Raw genomic sequence first — 21,735 nt, forward strand, 5'->3', positions numbered from 1 at the left:
TGGACGCATGAGATTTTACAAGTATCTCGGCCTTCTTGTCGGACTGGTCCTCGGCCTCGGGGCCCCTCTCGGGGGCTTCTTGGTCAGCGCCCTTGTTCGGAACGGTTGGAACCTCGCCGCCCTGAACGCCGACGCGGAGGAACATCGTTACATCTACCTCTACATGACGATCTCGACCCCCTTCGTCTTCGCGGTCTTCGGGTCTTATTTCGGATTTCTCCTCGACAGGCTCGCCGTCCAAAAGGCGGCGCTCAGGCACTTGAACGGCATCCTGGAGCGCCAGTCGATGACCGACGAAATGACGGGCCTCCTGAACCGCCGCCAGCTCGATCTTGAGATCGAACGCGAGATCGAGCGCGCGAAACGCTACAAACATTCCATCGCCGGAATCATGATCGACATCGACGACTTCAAGCAGATCAACGACACGCGCGGACACCTGATGGGCGACGTGGCCCTCAAAAAAGCGGCGACGGCCGTCCGGGACTGCATCCGCAAGGTGGACATCGCCGGCCGCTACGGCGGCGACGAGTTTTTGGTGCTTTTGCCGGAGGCGATCATGGACGGGGCGCGGACGGTCGCCGTCCGCATCCAGGAGCACATCCGCGCGATCCGGATCGAGGTCCCCCGTCCGGTGCTCACGCTCACCGCATCCATCGGCCTCTTCGCCTTCCCCGACTGCAGTTTTCTGAACAAGAAGGTCTTCCTCGAGACGGTGGACACGGCGCTCCTGAAGGCCAAAAAGGCGGGCAAGAACCGGATTGTTTCGGGATAGGCATCAAATTTGACAAACGGGCCCCATGTGTTAATAGCTCGGCCTGTTTTTTGCGGGAGCCCTGATCTTTGATCAGGACGACCCGCTCTTGGATTTTGAAGTTGCGGGAGTAGCTCAGTGGTAGAGCGCCACCTTGCCAAGGTGGATGTCGCGGGTTCAAATCCCGTCTCCCGCTCATTCTTCTCCTCGAAATAGTCATCAGCGCCGTTAATCCCTTTTTCTTCCGGACCGTCGTGCGCAAGTCCGCCGTCCGGGCCTTTGTCTACTACATGGTCTTCACCACCCTCTACACCCTGGCCGTCTGCGGCGTGGGCGTCTGGTGGCTTTCGCGGAACTGGACGCCGGCGCTTCAGGTCGCGAAGAACTCCCTTCCGCCTTTCGAGATCAAGATCGATCAGGGTCATCTCTCGACGACGCTTCCCGAACCCTTCGTCTTTTCCGATGCGGAATTCACCTTGATCGTCGATACCAGCGGCAAGGTCCTCAGCGCGGAGGACTTGGAGAACTACGAGCAAGCCCTCGTCATCACCAAGACCAAGGCCATTATCAAAAAGAGCCGGTTCGAGAGCCGTGAATACCTCTGGTCGGCGGCGCCCGACTTCCAACTTACCTCGACCGACGTGATCGACTGGCTGATCGCCTACAAGGACCGCATTCTTTGGATCTTGTTCGCGGCCGTGGCGCTGGGCGTCCTGCCCCTGTTGTGGCTCTTCCTGATCCCGGTGATCTGCTTCCTGGCCCTGCTACTGTTGATTCCGGCGAGGCTGTTTGGAACGGGGCTCCAGTACGGCCAGACCGCCTCGATCGCCTTTTACGCCATCACACTGCCGACGCTCCTTCAGACCGTTCTCGTGACCCAGGGGCTGGCCAAGAGCGGGATCTTCTGGCTCGTCTATCTCGGATGGTCCGTCTTGGGGGTCGCCGTGACGCGCGGAACCCGGCCCCCGTCAACGGGCGAGGCATCCGCACCCCCGCCGCCTCCGCCTTCGTTCCCGCCGCTTCCTCAAAGATCCTGAGGGATCGGCTCTCCCCTCTCGGGCCGCGGGTTTTCAGGGATCTCCTCGTCTTCGGGCAGTTCCGGCAACGGCTCGAGGGGTTTCTTTTTGGCCTGAAGGACGTCCATCCGCTTCCGGACGTACGGGCCCGGCGGCCATTGGCCCCATTTCCGCGGATTCGGCAGGATCGCGGCGAGAAACGCCGCCTCGCCGGAGGAGAGCGAGTCCGCCGTCTTCTTGAAGTAATGGCGGGACGCCGCCTCCGCCCCATAGACGCCCGGCCCCCATTCGACGAGATTCAAGTACAACTCCAAGATCCTCTCTTTGGGCAGGAGGGCTTCCATCTCGAAGGCCAGCGCGATCTCCAAAATCTTCCGGACGATGACCTTTTCGGGCGTCAAGTAGAGGTTCTTCGCCAGCTGCATGGTGATCGTCGAAAATCCGCGCGCGTATTTCCTTTTCCCGCGATTTTTTTTCAGGGATTCCCGCATTTCCCGAAAGTCCACGCCCCTGTGTTCGTAGAAGGTCGCATCCTCGGCGGAAACGACCGAGGATTGCAGGGCGGCCGAGATTTGGGGGAGCGGCACCCAGGTCTGTCCGACGGCGCCCGGCCTCTGCCACATGAAGGCCGTGCGGATGGGATGGGCCCAGCGGAGCGACGCCACGGGAGGCAACGAGAAAACGAAAAATCCCCCCAACGCGATGAAAGGCGACCAGAGGACGAAACGGAGGGTCTTTCCCAGGGTTGACACGCGGTGCTATCTTAACCATAAAGGCGCCCGAATCAATGTCTCGAAGGAGAACCCCATGATCGCAGCCACTCAAATCCGCGTCGGAATGGTCATCCTCTATGACGGAGAACTCTGCAAGGTGATGGGGATCGACCACATCACGCAGGGCAACAAGCGGGGCAAGGTGCAGGTGGAGATGCGGAACCTGCGCACCGGTAACAAGCTGCAGTACCGGTTCCGGTCCGAAGACACCGTCGAAAAGGCGGTCCTGAACGAGAAAGAGATGGAGTATCTCTACAACGACGGCGACACCTACCACTTCATGGATTCGGCGAACTACGAGCAGATCACCATCAACAAGGACGAACTGGGCAACGCCGTCAATTATCTCCAGCCCAACACCAAGGTCATGGTCCTGATGCACGACGAAAGGCCGATCGGCGTCCAGCTCCCCACCACCATGACGCTCAAGATCGTCGAGACCCAGCCCCCCATGAAAGGCGCCACCGCTGCCGGGGGCGCCAAACCGGCCACCCTCGACAACGGTCTCACCATCAAGATCCCCCAATTCATCGAAGAGGGCGAATTGGTCCGGGTCAACACCGAGACCAACGAGTACGTGGATCGGGCTTAAGAATCTTCTTCTGGCACGGGCGGAGGAAGGTCGGGGCCCAGGCTGGACGTCATTTGCATGTCTTGGAGCTTTTGGCCCGCCTCGGCTATTTTCTCGACATGGCGGTTCTCCTCGGCGGTCATCTGCTGGCGATACTCGAGGACGGAGGTCTGCAGATGGGTGTCCAGTTTCTCGATCGAGAGCTCGAGATTGGCGGCGAGCTGCAATTCGCGGTCGAGGCTGGCCTGCTGCAAGGAGGCCTGCATGCCTAGAATCTGGCCCAGAGCGACGGTCTTGTTGTTGTCCGACGCGTACATCAGCGCTTCGTTCTGACTGGCGGATTGGGCCGCCTGCAGGGCCTGATTGATGATATCCATGATGTTAGACATAGACCCCTCTGATGAGACTATTAGCAAGTCCCATGCCTGCGGGGCCGACATAGAAAGATCCGTCAGATCAAAGACTTACATACTTATGGTTCGGTCGATTTTGCAAGAATGGCTGCAAGGCCTGCATTCTTGCATAGAAGACAATGCAAAACGGCCCCGGCAGGTTGCCCCACCGGGGCCGTTTTCGCCCCCCCACAGTCGGGCGAACACGTGGTCAGCGCAGCGGCACCGTGGTTAGGTGTCGCCCCTCCATCCTAGAAGCCGAATCCTTGCTCGATCACGGGCTTTTCGAAGGGATCGGGGCAGCTCAGACAAACCGGCCCCGGGCCGGGAAACGGTTTCTGGTCGACCGCCTTGAATTTCTCCAAGAGGCTCGGATCGATCTCCCACGGGCCGCCCCCGCCTCCGGAGCAGGCCGGGTCGCCCGCGCAGTCGGTATCGGAGCATTGGCCCTGACCGTCGCCATCCTCATCGGCCACCGTCGCGCAATCCTCAACCGCGACGGCGGGGGGAAGCGCGCAGGCCGGATCGGCTGCGCAGTCGGTGTCGGCGCAATCGAGGGCCCCGTCGGAATCGCCGTCGATGCCGTCCAGGCAATCGCCTTCGGCGACCGCCGGAGGCGGCAATGCGCATGCCGGGTCGGCGGCGCAGTCGGCGTCCAAACAATCCGCGACACCATCGCCGTCCTCGTCGCCGGCAACGGCGCAATCCTCCAGCGCCGCGGCGGGTGGAACGACCTCGTCGCCTCCCTCTCCCTCCGAAACCGTCCCCTCTCCGGGCGTTACGACATCGGAATCGTCCAGGGTCACTTCCGATGTCCCGTCCGAGCCGCAACCCGCGGCTCCGATACTTCCCAAACCGAGCACGAACACACAGGCCATAAGGCCCCAAAAGCGATGACTCATGGATCTTCCTCCCCTGATTGTTGTTTGCGTTAGCTTTCAGGTTACCTTAAGCCCCACACGCCTTATGCAGATGGGGGCTTATGGTACTAAAAGGCAGCCAATGAGAGTCCTAATTCGGACTGTCGTTTATCGCTGCCTTTTATGTATCGACCGTGGGATGATCTGCGGTTTCCAAGGACAAAAAAAGGCCGCATTCAAGTGAATGCGGCCTTTCACAATAACCAACGAAAACGGGCGGTTATTATCTCGGACGGATCCGCGAGGGACCGACGTTCTCGTCCCACGAGCTGTCATAGCCGTCGTAATGGATGCGGTAGCGGCCTCCTCCGAGGACTTGGAGGACGCTCGCGTTCCACCACGAGCCCTTCCAATTGACCTGGACGGAGTCCCCAGCCTTGAAGGCCGCAGCCGGAGCGGCGGCCGGCGCCGAGGCCCCGGCGACCTTGATCCGGTCCGAGCCGACCCATTCGTCCCAATTGCTGCCGTAGCCGTCGTAGTGGATGAAGCATTTCTGCCCGTCGTCGCTGACGCGTTGGACGGAGGCCGGGTACCAGGTGCCCTTCCAGAGCACTTGCGCCCTGTCACCGGCGCCGCAAAGGGCGGCGGACGCGGACGAGGCGACGAAGACCGCGAATAAGGCGATGACGGCCGCGAGGGAAGTTTTCTTCATGTCTCTCTCCTTATGACGGACGGATCATTTTTCCAGAATGAACGTGATCCGGCACTCGACCCGGTACTCCGTGATGCGCCCGTTCTCGACCTTCGCCTTTTGGCTGATGACTTCCATGCCGGTGATGCCCCTGAGCGTCTTCGCGGCGCGGGTCAGCGCCTGGCGGGCGGCGTCCTCCCAGCCTTCCTTCGATGATGCGATGATGTCGGTGACTCTTGCGACGGCCATAAACACCTCCATGGTGTAGGGGCGAACGTGGTGTTCGCCCCCTAGGTTTGAGTTTTCTTAGGACTGACGATGACGGCCTTGAAAAACGTCCAAACGTAATGCGCCCCCGATCCCATCGAGACGGCCAGCGTGACCCACAGGATCACCGTCCCGAGACGCTGCGGGTCGATCCCCCAGAACGGGTAGTGGACCATGAGGCATCCCAGGGCGACGGACAGGATGATCGTCTTCTTCTTGCCCCAGTCCGAGGCGGCCATCTCCAACCCTTCGGAGGCGGCCACGCCCCGCAGCCCCGTGATGGTGATCTCCCGGGCGACGAGAAGGATCGCGACCCAGGCGGCGACGCGGTCCAGGGAGACGAGCATGATGAGCCCGGCGGTCGAAAGGAGCTTGTCGGCGAGGGGATCGATGAATTTCCCGAACGAGCTCGAGACGCCGTACTTGCGGGCGTAGATACCGTCGATCACGTCGGAAATCTGGGCGACGACGAAGAAGGTCATCGCGGTCCAACTCAGAAAAACATTCAGCGACTGGCGGTCCAACCGGTAGGGCTGGACGCCCATGAGGAGAAGAACGACGACGGGGACGATCGCGATGCGGGCGTAGGTCAGATAATTCGCAATCCCCAGCAACTGATCGGTCGTCAGGGGTTTGCGCGGGCGCCATCTTCGTTCGAGGAAGCTCGGCTCCGACATGGGGCAGGAAGTTAGCACCGTCCCCCGTCAAAAAATAGGCCTTTTTTGCCGCCGCTTTGTGCGGGATAGTGATCATGATGCAGACGGATTTCCTGGTCATCGGCTCCGGAATCGCCGGTCTGAGTTTCGCGCTCGAGGTGGCCAAGCATGGGACGGTCACCGTCATCACGAAAAAGACCCGGGCCGAGTCCAACACCAACTATGCGCAGGGCGGGATCGCGGCGGTCATGTCCGCCATTGATTCCGTCGACAAGCACATCCGGGACACCCTCGAGTGCGGCTACGGCCTTTGCCACGAGGACGCCGTGCGATTGGTCGCGACCCAGGGCCCGTCCGCCATCCGGAGGCTGGTCGACTGGGGCGTCCAGTTTTCCAAACAATCCGCCGGCGGCGGATTCGATCTCACGCGCGAGGGCGGCCACAGCGAACGGCGCGTCCTGCATTTCAAGGACACGACGGGCGCCGAGATCGAGCGCGCCCTCCTGGAGGCGATCAAATCGCACCCGGACATCCGCGTCTTGGAGCACCACTTCGCGGTGGACCTGATCACCAATCGGAAAGAGCCGCTCCGCTGCCTGGGGGCCTACGTCCTCGATCAGAAGTCCGGAAACATCGAAAGCATTGCGGCCGGCATCACCCTCTTGGCCACGGGGGGGGCGGGCAAGGTCTACCTGTATACGTCCAACCCGGACATCGCGACCGGAGACGGCATGGCGATGGCCTACCGAGCCGGCGCGCGCATGGCGAACCTCGAATTCGTCCAGTTCCACCCAACCTGTCTCTTCCATCCGGAGGCGAAGTCCTTCCTCATCACCGAGGCCGTCCGCGGCGAGGGCGGCGTCCTCCGTCTGCCGGACGGCCGTGCCTTCATGGAAAAATACCATCCGATGAAGGACCTGGCCCCGCGGGACGTGGTCGCGCGCGCCATCGACGCGGAGCTCAAGCGGACCGGCTACGAATACGCGTGGCTGGACCTGACGCACAAGCCGGCCTCGTTCATCCGGGAGCGCTTTCCGGCCATCTACGAAAAATGCTTGAGCTACGGCATCGACATCACCGTCCGCCCTATCCCGGTAGTCCCCGCCGCGCACTACTTCTGCGGCGGCGTCGTGACGGACCTGGACGCCCGCACGAACATTCAAGGGCTGCTCGCGGCTGGCGAAGTCGCCTGTACGGGGCTGCATGGGGCCAACCGGCTGGCCTCAAATTCTCTATTGGAGGCGGTGGTGTTTTCGGACCGGGCGGCAAAAACCGCGATGGACGAGGTGAAGGCGCGCGCAGGGACCAGCGAAGCGAGGTCCCTCCCCGCGTGGAACCCCGGCACCGCTACCGACAGCGACGAGAATGTCGTCATCGCTCAGAACTGGGACGAGATCCGGCGCACCCTGTGGAATTACGTGGGGATCGTCCGCTCCGACAAGCGCCTGATCCGGGCGCGGAGTCGCGTCGATCTGCTCATGGAAGAGATCAACCAGTATTATTGGAACTTCCGGGTGACGTCCGACCTCTTGGAGCTCCGAAACATCGCGACGGTCGCCGACCTGATCATCCGATGCGCCCTGTGGCGGAAGGAAAGCCGGGGATTGCATTACAACATCGACTATCCGGATCCCCGGGCCGAATTCCAAACCGACACCCTTCTATGACGCCTCGCAGGCATCGATCCATACGCATCTATCCACTTGATAAATGACGTCTTGTTATTGCGACAATAATATTCATTTCAATATGATAATTTTTTTGAGTCCCATCTCTTTTTAGACTATATTTTCAGGCTCCAGCTTCAGCAACTTATGAAAATCATCCTGCTGTTGACGCGGATCGCCGCAAGAAACACGTTACGGAACAAACGGCGCACCCTGCTCACGATGTCCATCCTCGCGCTGGGCAGCAGCGGTCTCATCGTCATCGGCGGATTTTTCACCGACCTGATGGACGGGTTCCGTGAAGTCTTCATCCACAGCCAAACGGGACACCTGCAGGTGAACGCCCGCGGCTATGACCGGCTCGGGGCGACCGATCCGTTTCAGTTCCTGATCCCGGATCTCCCGCGCGTTCAGGGTGAGGTGGAAAAAACACCCCACGTTCTCTTCACGGCGCCCCGCCTGTCGTTTTCCGGCATGGCGAGCTCGAGCTCGGTCACCGTCGGATGCATGGCCCTGGGCGTGGACGCCCAAAGGGAACAATGGATGGGGGGATTCCGGACCAACGGACAGAACATGCCCTCGATACGGATCGTGGAAGGCGCGGATCTCGACCCCGCGGAACCGGACGGCGTCGTGCTCGGCACGGGCCTCCTCGCGTCGTTGGGTCTCAAAGTCGGCGATTCCGTCGGCTTCGTGACCACCCGCCCCGGCGGGGCGCTGGACGGCGCCCAATTTCGAGTCCGTGGAACGTTCACGACCTTCATCAAGGACTTCGACGACCGGGCCATGAAGCTCAACCTGGGAAAGGCCCAGGCCATCCTGGGAACGCCCAATCAGGCGCAAAGCCTCTTGGTCGTTCTGGATAGGACGGCTCAAACGGATCACGTGAAGGCAGCCCTACTCTCCCGGATCGGAATAGAGGGGGGACACCTGAAGGACCTGGAGATCATCCCCTGGTATGAAATGGCCGACTACTACCGCCAGAGCAAGTCCCTCCTGAACAAGATCTACGAGACCATCCAGTTGATCCTCCTGATCGTCTTTGTGATCAGCATCGGCAATACCGTCAATATGGCGATCCTGGAGCGCACCCGCGAATTCGGAACCATGCTGGCGATCGGAGGCGGGCGGGAGACCGTGTTCGCGCTCATATTGATGGAAGGGTTCTTCTTGGGCCTGCTGGGAGCGGGATTGGGACTTCTCGTGGGAACCGGCGCGGCGGCCATCCTGTCGGCCGTCGGCATCGAGATGACTCCTCCTCAGGCGGCTCAAGTTTACGTCACCCGGGTGGCCGTGACCCCGCCGCTTCTCCTCCAGGCATTCCTCGTCGCCATGCTTTCCGCCGTGATCGCCGCGGTCTCGCCGGCCTACCGGATCTGCCGGACGCGGATCGTCGAGTCGTTGGGCTACGTCTAGCACCTTACTTCCAAACCAGCTGGGACTTGGCGGGGACTCCGGCCATGCGGAGCGTAAAGGCGTCGCCTGGATGGAGGGTCTTGGGGAAGCGCACGTAGTAGGCCCGGGACCACTTGTCGAGGTGGGGATAAAGAACCTTCTCCACCTGCGTGACGGGCAGGCGCTCCATCTGAACGGGGGCGATCGTGGCGCCCTTCGTATCCAAGAAGACGCGCCAGAGGCCGTCGTCCTTGCCCACCTCGGGCGCCGCCGCGGACCCGGCGTAGATCGAGAGGAAAAAGACGTCGTAGTCGGCCGATTCCTCCGCGTCCTCGCGAACCTGCGTCATGAGCTCCGCGTCGGTCCATTCGAGGAGGGCATCGAGCTTCTCCCGCCGGGCCGCACGAAAATCGGGGGAAAGGTAGGTCGCGTTCCAGATCAGTCGCGCCTCCATGTTGTCCCAGACGTAGACCTTTCCGGTCCGCGTCCACTCCTTGAGGGCGGACGGATAGGACTCCTTCGCCGCGGCCTGAGCGGCGGCGATGAGTAGGATGACCGCGGTGATTACAGCCTTTTTAAGATCCATAGCTCCATGTCCCGGAAGACCTGATTGCGGCCGACTTCGTTGAAAAGCTCGTGATAGAAACCCTCGTAGACCTTGAACCTCTTGTCCCGGATGGGAATGTTCTCGAAGAACGCGCGCGTCCCCTCGGGCGAGCAGATGAGGTCGGCGCCGGCGTGCATCAGGAGGCTCGGCACCTTGAGCTTCTTGGCCAGGGCTATGATGGTGAGATGGTTCTCCAGGACGATGTCGGCGAGCCGCGTCGTGATCTTCTTCTGGATCTTCGGGTCACGGCGGTAGGCGTCCACGACCTCGGGGTCCCGCGAGACCATGCTGGGATCCAACTCGTTGCCCAACGCGAGCTTGGGGACGAGCCGCGAGAGGACCGGCGCCGCCAGGCGCTTGAGGAGGGGGATGCGGACCTTGAGGCTCACGTTCGGCGACGAAACGATGATGCCCGCCAACCCCTCGGGATGCCGCACTCCGTAGTTCAAGGCGAGCTGGCCGCCGAAACTGTGGCCCACCAGGAAGACCTTCTTGCCCTTTTCGTGCTTCCGGATGCGGTCCAGAAAACGCCGGAGGTCCTCCATGAGATGACCGAGGGATTCGGCGTAGGCGCGCCTGCCCCCGGATTCGCCATGGCCCCGGAGGTCCATCGCGTAAACGGTATAGCCCCGCCGCGTGAAATACCGGACGGGGAATCCGTATCGCCCTGAATGCTCGGCCATGCCGTGAACGATGGCGATGACGGCGGGTTTGAGCGGCGCCACGGCCTTGCCTGTTTTTTGGGGCTTTTTGGGGGTCCAGGACTGGATGAAGAGGTCCAAGTCCCCCGCCCCCTTGAACGTGCCCTTCTCGTGATGGATGTCCGGATTTCCGTGGGTCATATCAGGAAAAGAACCCCTTCTTTTTCTTCTTCGGCGCCTCCGCGGCGTGCCCGGAGAGGGCCGCGAACTCGCGGAGGAGATCCTCCTGCTTGGACGAAAGATTCTTGGGCGTCTTGACGAGAAGCCTTACCACATGGTCGCCGCGCCGCGACTTGCTTTGCGCCTTGAGTTCCGGCACGCCGAGTCCCTCGATGATGACCGTATCGCCCGTCTCGGTCCCCTTGGGCACGCGGATCACGCGCTTGCCCTCCAGCGTGACGACCTCGATCTCGCCGCCCAGGGCGGCCGTCGTCATGGGAATCGTTTCCTCGGAAAAAATCGTCCTGCCGTCCCGTTCGAATCGCTCGTGCCGCGCGACATGGAGGAACACGTACAGGTCGCCGTTCCCTCCGCCGGACTCCCCCGCCTCGCCTTCGTTTTGGAGCACGAGACGGATGCCGTCGTCGACGCCCGGCGGGACCTTGACGGTGATCTTTTTGTGGCGGGCGACGCGCCCCGCCCCGCCGCAGGACCGGCACGGATCGCTCACGATCGACCCCTCGCCCTGGCACTGTCCGCAGGTCGTGGTCACCGTGAAGAATCCCTGGCTTCGCCCGACCTGGCCCGACCCCCGGCACGACGGACAGGTCTTGCGCTCCGAACCCGGGGCCGCGCCCTGACCGCCGCAATCCTCGCAACGCTCCCGGCGCTTGACCTCGATCGTCCGCTCGACACCGAAACAGGCCTCTTCGAACGACAGCTCGATCTCGGAGGAGAGGTCGCGCCCCCGGCGGGCGCGGGACCGGCCGCGGCGACCGGGGCTGAAGCCGAAAAAGTCCTCAAAGATGTCGCCGAAGGAGGCGAAGATGTCGTCGACGTCTTCAAAGGGTCGGCTGCCTGCGGCCCCGACCCCGGCGTGGCCGAATCGGTCGTAGCGCGCCCGCTTCTCGGTGTCGGACAGGATCTCATAGGCCTCGGCGGCCTCCTTGAAATGCTCCTCGGACTGCTTGTCGCCGGGGTTGCGATCGGGGTGGAACTTCAGCGCGAGCTGGCGGTAGGCCTTCTTGATCTCCTCGGGCGAGGCGGACTTCGCCACCCCGAGGATCTCGTAATAGTCCCGTCGCGCGGAAGCCACGTTTCAGCTCCTCCAAAAAATCATAATCCTGAATCGCACCCGTAGGGTGTGGAGCAAATTTAACCATCCCTCCCAATTTGTCAATTTTTCCGGCCCCTTAGCTTGACACAATGTCCCGGATGCTTAACTTAGGCTCGTAACCAATCCGGAATAGGAGAAATTCATGGGCAAAATCATCGGGATAGACTTGGGAACCACCAACTCCGTCGTGGCCGTCATGGAGGGCAGCGAGCCCAAGGTCATCGTGAACGAAGAAGGCTCGAGGCTGACGCCGTCCGTCGTCGCCTTCACCAAGGACGGGGACGTGCTGGTCGGCCAGATCGCCAAACGCCAGGCGGTCACCAACCCCGAAAATACCGTCTACTCGATCAAGCGCTTCATGGGGCGCAAGGAATCCGAGGTGAAGGACGAGGAGAAGATGGTGCCGTACAAGGTCGTGTCCGCGGACAACGGCGACGCCCAGGTCACAATCCCCAACACCGGCAAGACCTACAGCCCGCCGGAGATCTCCGCGAAGATCTTGATGAAGCTCAAGAAGGCCGCCGAGGCTTACTTGGGCGATAAGGTCACGCAGGCCGTGATCACGGTCCCCGCTTATTTCAACGACAGCCAGCGCCAGGCGACCAAGGACGCCGGCAAGATCGCGGGGCTGGAAGTCCTCCGCATCGTTAATGAGCCAACCGCTTCCGCGTTGGCTTATGGTCTCGATAAGAAGAAGGATGAGACGATCGCCGTCTACGACTTCGGCGGCGGCACGTTCGACATCTCCATCCTGGAGGTCGGCGACAACGTGGTCGAGGTCGTCTCCACCAACGGCGACACGCACCTGGGCGGCGACAACATCGACCAAAGGATCATGGAGTTTCTGATCTCCGAGTTCAAGAAGGACCAGGGCATCGACGTCTCCAAGGACAAGATGGTCCTGCAACGGCTGCGCGAAGCGGCGGAAAAGGCCAAGATCGAGCTCTCCAGCGTGCTCGAGACCGAGATCAACCTGCCTTTCTTGACCGCCGATGCCTCCGGCCCCAAGCACATGACCCTGAAACTCACGCGCGCCAAGCTCGAGGCCCTGTGCGAGGACCTGCTGCTCAGGTCCATGGAGCCCGTGAAGAAGGCCCTCGCCGACGCGAAGCTCTCGCCCTCCGACATCGACGAGGTCGTCCTGGTCGGCGGATCGACCCGCATTCCGCGCGTCCAGGAAGAGGTGAAGAAGTTCTTCGGCAAGGACCCCCACAAGGGCGTGAACCCGGATGAGGTGGTCGCCTTGGGCGCCGCCGTCCAGGCCGGCGTCCTCTCCGGCGAAGTGAAGGACATGCTGCTCCTGGACGTCACCCCGCTGACCCTCGGCATCGAGACCTTGGGCGGCGTCTTGACCAAGCTGATCGAGCGCAACACGACGATCCCCACCAAGAAGAGCCAGGTCTTTTCGACCGCCTCCGACAGCCAGACGTCCGTCGAAATCCACGTCCTCCAAGGCGAGCGCGAGATGGCCAAGGACAACCGGACGCTCGGCCGCTTCGTGCTGGACGGGCTCCCCCCCGCCCCGCGCGGCATCCCGCAGGTGGAGGTCAGTTTCGACATCGACGCGAACGGCATCCTGAACGTCTCCGCCAAGGACCTGGCGACGAACAAGAAGCAGCACATCACCATCACGGCCTCGAGCGGTCTGGCCAAGGACGAGATCGACAAGCTGGTGAAGGACGCACAGGCCCATGAAGGAGAGGACAAGAAGCGCCGCGAGGAAATCGAGGCCAAGAACGCCGCCGACGCCCTCATCTACTCGACGGAGAAGGTCCTGAGCGAGAACCGCGAGAAGATCTCGGTCAAGGCCTTGAACGACGTCGAGAAGGCCCTGGAAGACGCCAAGAAGGCGGTCAAGGATAACGAGACCGACGCGATCAAGAAGACCACCGAGGCCCTGGTCAAGGCCTCGCACAAGATGAGCGAGGAGATGTACAAGGCCGCCCAGGCCGCCTCCGGCGGAGAAGAGAAAGGCGACGGCGAGGACAAGGGGTCCGCCGCAGGCGGAAAGAAGAAGGAACCGGACGCTGTGGACGCGGAGTTTGAGGAGGCGAAAGAGTAGGAACACTCCTCAGATGAAACCGCGGCGCTCCTTATTCGCGTTTCTTTTGCTCGACTTTCTGATGACCGCCCTTCCTTTCCCGGCAGGGAGCAGTCCCCCAGAAAAATCGGCCCGTCAATATATTGAGACGATGGTGGAACAGTTGCGGAAGAACGCCAACGTCTCCGAAATTGAAATGACGATTCAGCGCCCCAATTGGAGCCGCACCCTTTTGATGGACGCGTGGGATGATCGGGCCCATAAACGGGTCTTCATACGGATCCTGAAACCCCCCAAGGAGGAGGGGACGACCTTTTTGAGGCTGGGAGACAATCTCTGGAGCTATCTTCCCAAAGTCGAGAAGGTGCTGAAAATCCCGCCCTCGATGATGCTCCAGCCCTGGATGGGGAGCGACTTCACGAACGATGATTTGATGAAAGAGTCGAGTTACACCGACGATTACGAACACCGGATCGCGGGCCGCGAGGAACGGGACGGCGAAAAATTGGTGCGGATCGAACTCCTACCCCACCCCGAGGCGCCCGTGGTGTGGGGAAAGGTGATTTTTTGGCTTCGTGAGAGCGACAGCCTTCCCGTCCAGCAGCACTTTTTGGACGAAAAAGGAAACCTGATCAAAGATTTGCGCTTTTCGGAATTTAAAAAGATGGACGGTTCCCTCGTCCCCACCCGATGGGAGATCATCCCCGAGACCAAAGAGGGGCAAAAGACCATCCTGAGAATCTTGACGATCGACTTCAACCCGAGCCCGCCGATCCCCGAGGCCGTTTTCACGGAGAAGAATTTGAGGACTTAGAGGGCCGAAGGATGGTATAAACGTCCTTTGTGAGCGCCTTGATCGAGTTGAGGGGGGTCAGCAAGCTTTATCTCAACCGCCTCTTTCAGGTCAACGCGCTTCGGAACATCGACCTCAACATTCAGCCGGCAGAATTTGCGGTCGTCGACGGACCTTCCGGTTCTGGCAAGTCGACTCTCCTCCACCTCATCGGAGCCCTGGACCGGCCGACCCAGGGCCAGATCGTCGTCGGCGAACAGGATTTGGGCCGTCTCTCGAAGAACCAGCTTTCCGAGTTCCGGCTCAAGAAGGTCGGCTTTGTCTTCCAGACCCATAACCTGGTTTGGGCTCTGACCGCCCTGGAAAATATTGAATATCCGCTTCTCTTGCTCGGCGTTGAAAGAAAGGAACGGCGGGAGAAGGCGTTTGACCTCCTTCAGCGCGTCGGCCTTTCCGACCAGAGCGACAAAAGGCCGGGCGAAATGAGCGGCGGACAACGGCAGAGGATATCCGTCGCGAGGGCCATCGTTACCAATCCCGCGATCGTTCTTGGTGACGAGCCGACCGCCAATCTCGATTCGCGTTCTGCAGTCGATCTCATTAATCTATTTTTCGATCTCAACCGGCAATTCAAAACGACATTTCTCATCGCGACACACGACCGCGACATCATGAAAAAGGCAGACCGGAACATCCGGCTCCACGACGGGATGGTGGTGAACTCTTGACCATTTTCGTTCGAATCGCCTTTCGCAATTTATTTCGCCACAAGTTGCGTTCTCTTTTGGCACTCCTGGCGGTTGTGCTGGGACTCGGATCTCTCCTTCTGATCTGGGCATTTACAGACGGCGCGCACGGGCAGATGACGTCAAACATCAGGGCCATGATGACGGGCGACGCGCAGATCGTACCCAAGGATTTGGAGAATATGGTCCTGAGCACCAGCGGCGTGATCGAGGATCCGGAACAGGTCCGGACCCTATTGAGACGTGACCCCTCGGTTGCCGGATTCGCCGAAAGGGTCATCGGCGGGGGAATCATTTTCACGGCGACCCACTCCCATCCGACCCGGCTCGTCGGCGTCGATCCGGTGCAGGAAAAGGCCATTGGAAGCCGTCCCCCCCTGCAATTCGGGAGATGGCTGACCCTCGAGGACAAGGGGGGGCTTTTCATGAGCACAACGCTGGCCCGATTTCTTGATCTTCAAATCGGGGACAAGGTCGTTGTGACGGTTCAGGATTATTACGGCGCCTTGAATGGAAATGTCCTCCGTATCATCGGTACGGGCGATACCGGCAATGAGTACCTGGACAGCGGCAATGTCTATATGTTGAGTTCGACGCTGCAGGGACTTCTCTCATTGGACAAAAGGAATTCCGCGTTTGTTCTAAAGATCGACTCGCGTCACGCGATCGACGAGGCCGTCCTTTCGTTGCGGCCCAAAGTAGCCTCCCTGGGGCTATCGATTCTGAGCTGGGAGGAGCTCTTGCCGATGTTGTCCCAGTTGATCCGATATAACGAGGCCAGGAATTTCATACTGGTCTTGATTGTATTAGCCGTGGTGACCTTGGGGATCTTGAACACGCTCATGATGTCCGTCGTCGAAAGGACCTTTGAGTTCGGCCTCCTCATGGCGATCGGGACCAAACCGAGGCAGGTGATTCAGATGGTGATGCTGGAATCCTTTTTCATCACCGTCATCGGCTGCTCGCTGGCACTTCTCCTGGGTGCGGGGCTGACCTTCTATTTCGCGGACGTTGGCATCGATCTGTCGCGATTTTCGAGGACGTTCTTCAACATGATGATCGGTTCCCGCATTTATCCCAAGATCGTATGGACCCACTTGATCCCTTCCATCTTCATCATCTTCGCCGGAAACCTGACGGTCTCCCTGTATCCCGCCTGGCGGGCGAGCCGGCTCGATCCCATCGAGGCGCTGCGGCAGGTGGGATGAGGAGAACCGCGATCATCCTTGTTTGGCTCCATCTGCTCCCGGAATCCTTGTGCGCCACGGCATTGATCCAAGGGGACGGTTTCACCCGGGGCCTTAAAGGCTACTAAATAAGAATCTCTTTTTCACATCGAGGCAAAGAGAGGGCGGGGATTCTATCCCTGGGGACGTGAATCGGATCCGAACGGAATGGGATCTTCGCTACACCCCGGTCTTTTCCGCCATAGCGATTTGGGATCATGAGATCATTCTTTGAGATGCGGTGAATACTCCGGAATTTTCCATTGAGCAGGATCTTAGGGAAGAGCCTTATCTCGATCTGGAATGGGAATTGGCGCGGCGAAACAACATCTCCTACAGACAACGCCTCTACCGCGTTTATGGGAAATTTGAAACCCCTCCGGTGACCACCGTCATTGGGCGGCAAAAAATCGATTGGGGGCCATACGCATCTTGTCCCCCGTGGATTTATTCACCCCGCTCACCACCTTTGCCATCGAGCGGGAAGAGAAGACCGGGGTTACGGCGGCCAATCTGACCGTCTCGGTCAACCCGGCCCTTCGAGTCAACCCGGTCTATGGCTTCGATCCTCATATCGACCGGTTCCGGATTGTCATGCGGATCACCCAGACTGTACGCCGTTTCGATGTCTCCCTGTTGGGCGGACGATTCCTGCGGGACGCCGTCGTCGGGTTTGATTTTTCGGGTGACTTCGAAGAGCCGGCCTTCGAGGGGGGTGATCTATGATCAGGTCAAGGCTCGGGTTTTGTTCAACTGGCCCTGGGAATCGATTATGGGCCCCATCGGGTGCGATCCACTACGTGTCTGACGTTCATGGGGCATTTCCCTTTCATCGACATGGACAAGGAGGCTCAGAAGGAACCGGACGCTGTGGACGCCGAATTCGAGGAAGCTAAGGAGTAAAAGCCGACAAGGGTCCGCCGAAATATGTCTTTAAACATAACACTTTCTCAAAATGAGAATAAATTAACCCACTATTCTTTATCATTATGGATTGAAAAGTTGACACCAACGTCAAGAAGTGTAGCATTCCCAGCTAGATAATTGACATCTTTGATACGACCTTCTTCGTCCCACTCCCTCAGGACGGTCAGGGCCGGGCGTTCCTTACAAGAATAAAGACTTGTCCTCAACGGAACCGAGTCATGAAGCGAGGGGGTGGCCCATGGGCCTCAAGAAAATCTTTCGGGTGATGATCCCGGCGGCGATCTGTTTGCTGCCCGTCACGACATTCGCTCAAACAACATCGAAACCCCAGACCCTCGTCTGGCACGAGACGGCCATCGGCGGAACGGCCGTATCGCGGATTGATTCCGCGGGGACGGTCCAGCAACTCTTTGAGACGCGCGCCTTCGCCTGCCCGGTGGGACAGGAATGCCCCATGAGACTCGCGGCGATTCCGGGCGACACACAGGCCGTGGGGACGGAGATTTGCCTTTCCGGCTCAGGGATCGCCTGTTTCGATGCGGCAGGGAACCTCCTCTCGGAACTCTCCGGCAACGGGATCGGTCCGATGGTCTTTTCAACAACGGACCGCCTTCTCTATTTCACCGATGCCGCCAATACCCTGAGCGCCTGGGACCCCAGAAACCCCGCGAAACCGCCGACTCGATTGGCCAATGTCGACTCTTCCGATTTCGTCGGAGATTATGTCTGGGATCTCACCTACGACACCGCCAAGAACCAAGTGGTGGGTGTGATGTCAGGCACCGACTTTGACTTTCACGCCATTTTTCTCCAATTCTTCGTTTTTTCACCGGTCGACCTCGGAATGACCTTTTATTCGGTCCTCGACGTGACCAACGCGGCACGGGAGGGCGCCCGACCTGCGGCCGCCGTCGACTCCACGGGGCGGCTGGTCGCCACTTATGGGGACAATGTCTACACATCGGTTGACGATGGATTCACCTGGGTTCCCGGCGTCTGGCGCAACCTGCCCCCGGGCCAGATCTGGGTGCCCGCCGACGTTGACGATCTCAACGACCTCGTCGTCGCCGACACCGTCGGCCAGAACGTCGATGTCCTCTCGCCCGACCTTCAAGACGTCCTCCAGAGCGTTGCCATCGGCGCGCCCATTTTGGACCTCGACGTCGTCGTCCCCTCGGCGCCCGACACCGACGGGGACGGCGTCCCCGATTCGCAGGATAACTGCCCGACGAAACCCAACGCCGACCAGGCGGACGGCGATTCGGACGGCGTGGGGAACGTCTGTGACAACTGTCCGACGGTCGCCAACGCCGACCAGACGGACACGGACCACGACGGTCGCGGCGACGCGTGCGACAATTGTCCCTTGAATGTTAATCCGCACCAGGAGGACAGCGACGGCGACCGCGTCGGCGACCGGTGTGACGACGCCACGCTGAACGCAATCATCGAAAAGGACCTCTCGGGCGCCTATTTCGCCGGCGGGAAGGACTACCTCTTCAAGCTGGGCGCGGATGGCCCCCAGTTTGCGGGGGCCGGAAGCGGCGGCGGGGATATCGGCCTCCACCCGAACCTGACCAACATCATCGACTTTGCTCCGAGCCATGTCTGTCTGGGTGCCTCCTGCGCGAAGATGGTCTTGGGAACCCTCTCGGACATCCAGCAATACCACTGGCAGGGGGTCGGGGCGGACGGCGCCTTGAAGCTGCCGATCGACTTTCCGGATCCTCAGCTCGCACCGCGTGTCCACTGGGGGAGCGCCGGTAACTTCGTGTCCAACGGGGTGGAGATGAACATCCCCATCGCGGGCACGGACGCGGCCGTCACGTGGCAATACGTGTTGCCGCAAGGGTACACCGCCACACAGCCCGTCGCGTACGCGCCGATCGAGATCCGCGATGCCGCCGGCGGGAAGGTCTATGAGATCAGCGCCCCCGTCTGCGCAACCAACGGGCGACAGGAAACGGTCACCGACAACGGCACCGACGTCCTCGGCATCCAGGCAGCCATCGAGGAGTCGGGCTCGCCGCCCAAGACGGCGACGTCCGGTCCCCCGGATCTCGTGGGCATCGGGTGGCACAACAATACGGTTTCGAACAACATCAAGTTCCAGTACGACGCCTTCGCCGGCAGTGACTCGCAGCTGGCTTCGACCACCATCGTGACGCAACCCGACGGCAGCATCGATATCACCGCCCGGTGCAGCCAGGCCTTCCTCGACCGGAACCGGACCTACGGATCCACCCGCGTGGCGGTCGGCACCGAAATCCAGGTTGCCAATCAGGTCATTAATCCCCCGCCCCCCGGTACCGTCGTCCATCTCCGACACGGGGTCGCGCTCAAGAATGTCGAGGGTACCCTGAACGGCATCACGTTCATCGTCCATAACGATGGTCCCCGCACCTTTGACGGCGGCCCCATCGTCTATTCCAAATTCCCGTTCTTCGGGGGGGGCTGCGCCTACGAGGATTGCGCCGTCGCGGATACCGGAGTGGCCTTTCTCGGAAGCAATATCCACTTCGCGGGAACGTCCACGATCACCTCGAACGACGGTTTCTCGGGGGTCGCCGTCGGACCCGGCGACCGTGACATCCGCAATGCCCGCATCTCCGGGGTTCCGGAAACGGCCATCCACAAACGTTCGAGCTTCCTCTGTGACGGACCGGACGACCACCTGACGATCTCCGGGGCCCAGTTCGCCCTGGCCGGTGCGGAGTCGGATATCAAGTGCACCCGCCTGACGATCGTCGGTGGGAAGGACCCGGACGCAGCCGGGAACCCCAGCCTGACCCTTGCCGCCGGGGGCGTCTCGATGGCCGCCACCAAGGGCAACGTCGTCGGGTGGAACCCCATCACCAACCGATACGTCGGCGGGGGCGGTCCCGTGAATCCGGCGACGGGCTCGGCCCTGACCGATCCAGGCACGACCGGGATCGGCCGTCTGGAGATCAAACAGCTGATCGCGACGGGCCAGTCGGACCCTCTTTCCCCGACGGGCACCGCGTTCAGCTGCGGCCAACAATACGGGACCTGCGCTCTCGGCGGATGGGAGTACAGCGGGAACGTCGAGACCAACGAGGCCACGATCCGGACGTCCGGAACCTACCCGGCGAGCGACATCTCCAATTATGAGGTGGGCGTGGCCGTCTCCGGCGGACCGAACGTGGACTTCCTGACGGGCGAGCCCCGCGACTCCACCGACGCGAACGCGGACGACGTCCGTTCCCTGGTGGCGGGCATCGCTAACGCATCGGTGGACCAGGTCGAGATCGGCGCCACGACGGGGGCCAACATCAATGCGACCTTCGCCAACATGGACATCCGCAACACCCAGTACACGCCCCTGCTCACGGGTTACTCCGCGGCAAACTTCGGCTGCGGCGACCCCCCGGGACCTTGCGAGACGGCCGCTACCCTTTATAGCCTCCCGAACGTCGGGTTCGGCGAAGAGGACTTCCGGGTCGCGACGGCAGGCGGCATCGCGGCGCCGGTCCGAGTCACTCTGCAGAATACGAACCTCGGTTGCTGCGATAACGGCGCCGGAGGTCTCGTCAACTGCACGGGAGGGAACCCGATCGTTCCGAGGGTAAACTCCGACTTCCTCGAAACCGGGGAATTGACCTGCACGGGCACGAACGCCGACCTCAAGCTGTATGGCGCACCCGCCTGCGGGATCACCCTCCCCGGTGCCTTCACCTCGGGACCCGACGTGGAGCGCTGGGGGACCGCGCTCTTCGATATCGAGGAGACCGGGGGCAACTACTGCACCGCGAGCCCGGCCGGATACGTGAATACGACGTATCTGCCCGCATACGGCGGTTTCCCGGCCAAGAGCGTCGGCTCGATCGTCAACACCATCCGGGCCAGCGGGATCTGCTACCGGAAGGCCGACGGCACTTGCGAAACGTCTCCCGGCGCTCTTCTTCTCGTCGCCGACGTCGGCGATAGCAGCCTCGCCCAGAAGAATCAGGAGCTCGTTGCAAACGCCTCCCCGTCCCTCGTCCTGTCCTCCGGAATCGACACGGACGGCGACGGGGTCTCCGACCTGACGGAGAAATTCGTCCCGGGCTGCGGTCCGGCGGGCTGCGACACGACCACGTGCGAGGGCAATGTCGCCCTCGGCAAGGAGATCGTCAAACAAGGTAACACCGACGGCGCCGTCAATAACGGGATCAAGACGGCCGTCACGCTCCACCTGGATAAGGCCCTCATGGCCAGCCAGGACGGCGATTTGGTCAAGTGCGGAAAGAGGGTCCATGCTGCCCAATCGGTCGCAACGAACCAGATCCATGATGCGACCTTGAGCGCCCTGTTTTTCGGCACGTTGGACTCGGTCGAAAACCTGTGTTGCCAGAGTCAATAGACGAGGAGGGACA

20 protein-coding genes and 1 tRNA gene are annotated in these 21,735 nt (G+C 61.0%); 12 read left to right on the forward strand and 9 right to left on the reverse strand.

Annotation, left to right across the window (positions count from 1 at the left end):
• Positions 1-7 precede the first annotated feature (7 nt).
• The 3 genes from VLJ37_07235 to VLJ37_07245 all read left to right on the forward strand — a co-directional run bounded on the left by VLJ37_07235 (position 8) and on the right by VLJ37_07245 (position 1,791).
• Positions 8-775 carry a GGDEF domain-containing protein gene (locus VLJ37_07235; GenBank protein HSA59463.1) on the forward strand — a complete coding sequence of 256 codons (768 nt, stop codon included), beginning with the start codon at positions 8-10 and terminating at the stop codon, positions 773-775.
• 103 nt (positions 776-878) lie between these two features.
• Positions 879-950: transfer RNA gene (locus tag VLJ37_07240), tRNA-Gly, on the forward strand.
• Between the two features lie 22 nt (positions 951-972).
• A complete protein-coding gene (locus tag VLJ37_07245; protein ID HSA59464.1) occupies positions 973-1,791 on the forward strand; it encodes a DUF1189 domain-containing protein in 819 nt (272 codons plus the stop codon).
• Here VLJ37_07245 and mtgA read toward each other — a convergent pair.
• Positions 1,779-2,522, reverse strand: coding sequence for a monofunctional biosynthetic peptidoglycan transglycosylase (mtgA, locus tag VLJ37_07250; protein ID HSA59465.1), 744 nt, complete (start codon positions 2,520-2,522; stop codon positions 1,779-1,781). The two genes, VLJ37_07245 and mtgA, sit on opposite strands and share 13 nt — an antisense overlap.
• A gap of 55 nt (positions 2,523-2,577) precedes the next feature.
• Between mtgA and efp the strand changes: the two genes are divergently transcribed.
• Positions 2,578-3,135 carry an elongation factor P gene (gene efp, locus VLJ37_07255; GenBank protein HSA59466.1) on the forward strand — a complete coding sequence of 186 codons (558 nt, stop codon included), beginning with the start codon at positions 2,578-2,580 and terminating at the stop codon, positions 3,133-3,135.
• On the opposite strand, the gene VLJ37_07260 is transcribed toward efp, so the two are convergent.
• The 5 genes from VLJ37_07260 to pgsA all read right to left on the reverse strand — a co-directional run bounded on the left by VLJ37_07260 (position 3,132) and on the right by pgsA (position 6,001).
• Positions 3,132-3,491 (reverse strand): hypothetical protein, encoded by a 360-nt coding sequence (locus VLJ37_07260; GenBank protein ID HSA59467.1) that lies wholly within the window; start codon positions 3,489-3,491, stop codon positions 3,132-3,134. The genes efp and VLJ37_07260 overlap by 4 nt on opposite strands.
• 266 nt (positions 3,492-3,757) lie before the next feature.
• Positions 3,758-4,408 (reverse strand): hypothetical protein, encoded by a 651-nt coding sequence (locus tag VLJ37_07265; GenBank protein HSA59468.1) that lies wholly within the window; start codon positions 4,406-4,408, stop codon positions 3,758-3,760.
• A gap of 241 nt (positions 4,409-4,649) precedes the next feature.
• A complete protein-coding gene (locus VLJ37_07270; protein ID HSA59469.1) occupies positions 4,650-5,078 on the reverse strand; it encodes a Tudor-knot domain-containing protein in 429 nt (142 codons plus the stop codon).
• A gap of 24 nt (positions 5,079-5,102) precedes the next feature.
• Positions 5,103-5,306 carry a dodecin family protein gene (locus VLJ37_07275; protein HSA59470.1) on the reverse strand — a complete coding sequence of 68 codons (204 nt, stop codon included), beginning with the start codon at positions 5,304-5,306 and terminating at the stop codon, positions 5,103-5,105.
• 41 nt (positions 5,307-5,347) lie between these two features.
• Positions 5,348-6,001 (reverse strand): CDP-diacylglycerol--glycerol-3-phosphate 3-phosphatidyltransferase, encoded by a 654-nt coding sequence (gene pgsA / locus VLJ37_07280; protein ID HSA59471.1) that lies wholly within the window; start codon positions 5,999-6,001, stop codon positions 5,348-5,350.
• A gap of 71 nt (positions 6,002-6,072) precedes the next feature.
• Here pgsA and nadB point away from each other — a divergent pair, with 71 nt between their 5' ends.
• Together nadB and VLJ37_07290 are read left to right on the forward strand one after the other, a co-directional pair.
• A complete protein-coding gene (nadB, locus tag VLJ37_07285; protein ID HSA59472.1) occupies positions 6,073-7,647 on the forward strand; it encodes an L-aspartate oxidase in 1,575 nt (524 codons plus the stop codon).
• Positions 7,648-7,794: 147 nt separating this feature from the next.
• Positions 7,795-9,063, forward strand: coding sequence for an FtsX-like permease family protein (locus tag VLJ37_07290; protein ID HSA59473.1), 1,269 nt, complete (start codon positions 7,795-7,797; stop codon positions 9,061-9,063).
• 4 nt (positions 9,064-9,067) lie between these two features.
• Here the strand turns inward: VLJ37_07290 and VLJ37_07295 are convergent, their stop codons facing one another.
• The 3 genes from VLJ37_07295 to dnaJ are packed head-to-tail and all read right to left on the reverse strand — an operon-like array spanning position 9,068 to position 11,605.
• Entirely contained in the window at positions 9,068-9,628 is a 561-nt protein-coding gene (locus VLJ37_07295; GenBank protein ID HSA59474.1) for a hypothetical protein, read from the reverse strand.
• Complete coding sequence (locus tag VLJ37_07300; GenBank protein HSA59475.1) at positions 9,607-10,491, reverse strand: lysophospholipase; 885 nt, start codon at positions 10,489-10,491, stop codon at positions 9,607-9,609. The genes VLJ37_07295 and VLJ37_07300 overlap by 22 nt, the downstream gene beginning before the upstream one ends.
• Before the next feature lies 1 nt (position 10,492).
• Positions 10,493-11,605: a molecular chaperone DnaJ gene (dnaJ, locus tag VLJ37_07305; protein ID HSA59476.1), complete on the reverse strand. Its 1,113-nt coding sequence runs from the start codon at positions 11,603-11,605 to the stop codon at positions 10,493-10,495.
• Between the two features lie 163 nt (positions 11,606-11,768).
• Here dnaJ and dnaK point away from each other — a divergent pair, with 163 nt between their 5' ends.
• From dnaK to VLJ37_07335, 6 genes are all read left to right on the forward strand, one after another.
• The gene (gene dnaK, locus VLJ37_07310) at positions 11,769-13,688 is read left to right on the forward strand and encodes a molecular chaperone DnaK (GenBank protein HSA59477.1); all 1,920 of its coding nucleotides are present in this window, start codon (positions 11,769-11,771) and stop codon (positions 13,686-13,688) included.
• A 130-nt stretch (positions 13,689-13,818) separates the two neighbouring features.
• On the forward strand, positions 13,819-14,481 hold the full coding sequence (locus tag VLJ37_07315; GenBank protein HSA59478.1) for an outer membrane lipoprotein-sorting protein: 663 nt from the start codon (positions 13,819-13,821) through the stop codon (positions 14,479-14,481).
• A 29-nt stretch (positions 14,482-14,510) separates the two neighbouring features.
• The gene (locus tag VLJ37_07320; protein HSA59479.1) at positions 14,511-15,188 is read left to right on the forward strand and encodes an ABC transporter ATP-binding protein; all 678 of its coding nucleotides are present in this window, start codon (positions 14,511-14,513) and stop codon (positions 15,186-15,188) included.
• Between the two features lie 56 nt (positions 15,189-15,244).
• Positions 15,245-16,414, forward strand: a complete 1,170-nt coding sequence (locus tag VLJ37_07325) for an FtsX-like permease family protein (GenBank protein HSA59480.1) — start codon at positions 15,245-15,247, stop codon at positions 16,412-16,414.
• A gap of 459 nt (positions 16,415-16,873) precedes the next feature.
• Positions 16,874-17,158, forward strand: coding sequence for a hypothetical protein (locus VLJ37_07330; protein HSA59481.1), 285 nt, complete (start codon positions 16,874-16,876; stop codon positions 17,156-17,158).
• 439 nt (positions 17,159-17,597) lie between these two features.
• Positions 17,598-21,722, forward strand: coding sequence for a thrombospondin type 3 repeat-containing protein (locus VLJ37_07335; GenBank protein HSA59482.1), 4,125 nt, complete (start codon positions 17,598-17,600; stop codon positions 21,720-21,722).
• The last annotated feature ends 13 nt before the right edge of the window (positions 21,723-21,735 follow it).

Source organism: bacterium, assembly GCA_035454885.1.
Lineage (GTDB): Bacteria > UBA10199 > UBA10199 > JACPAL01.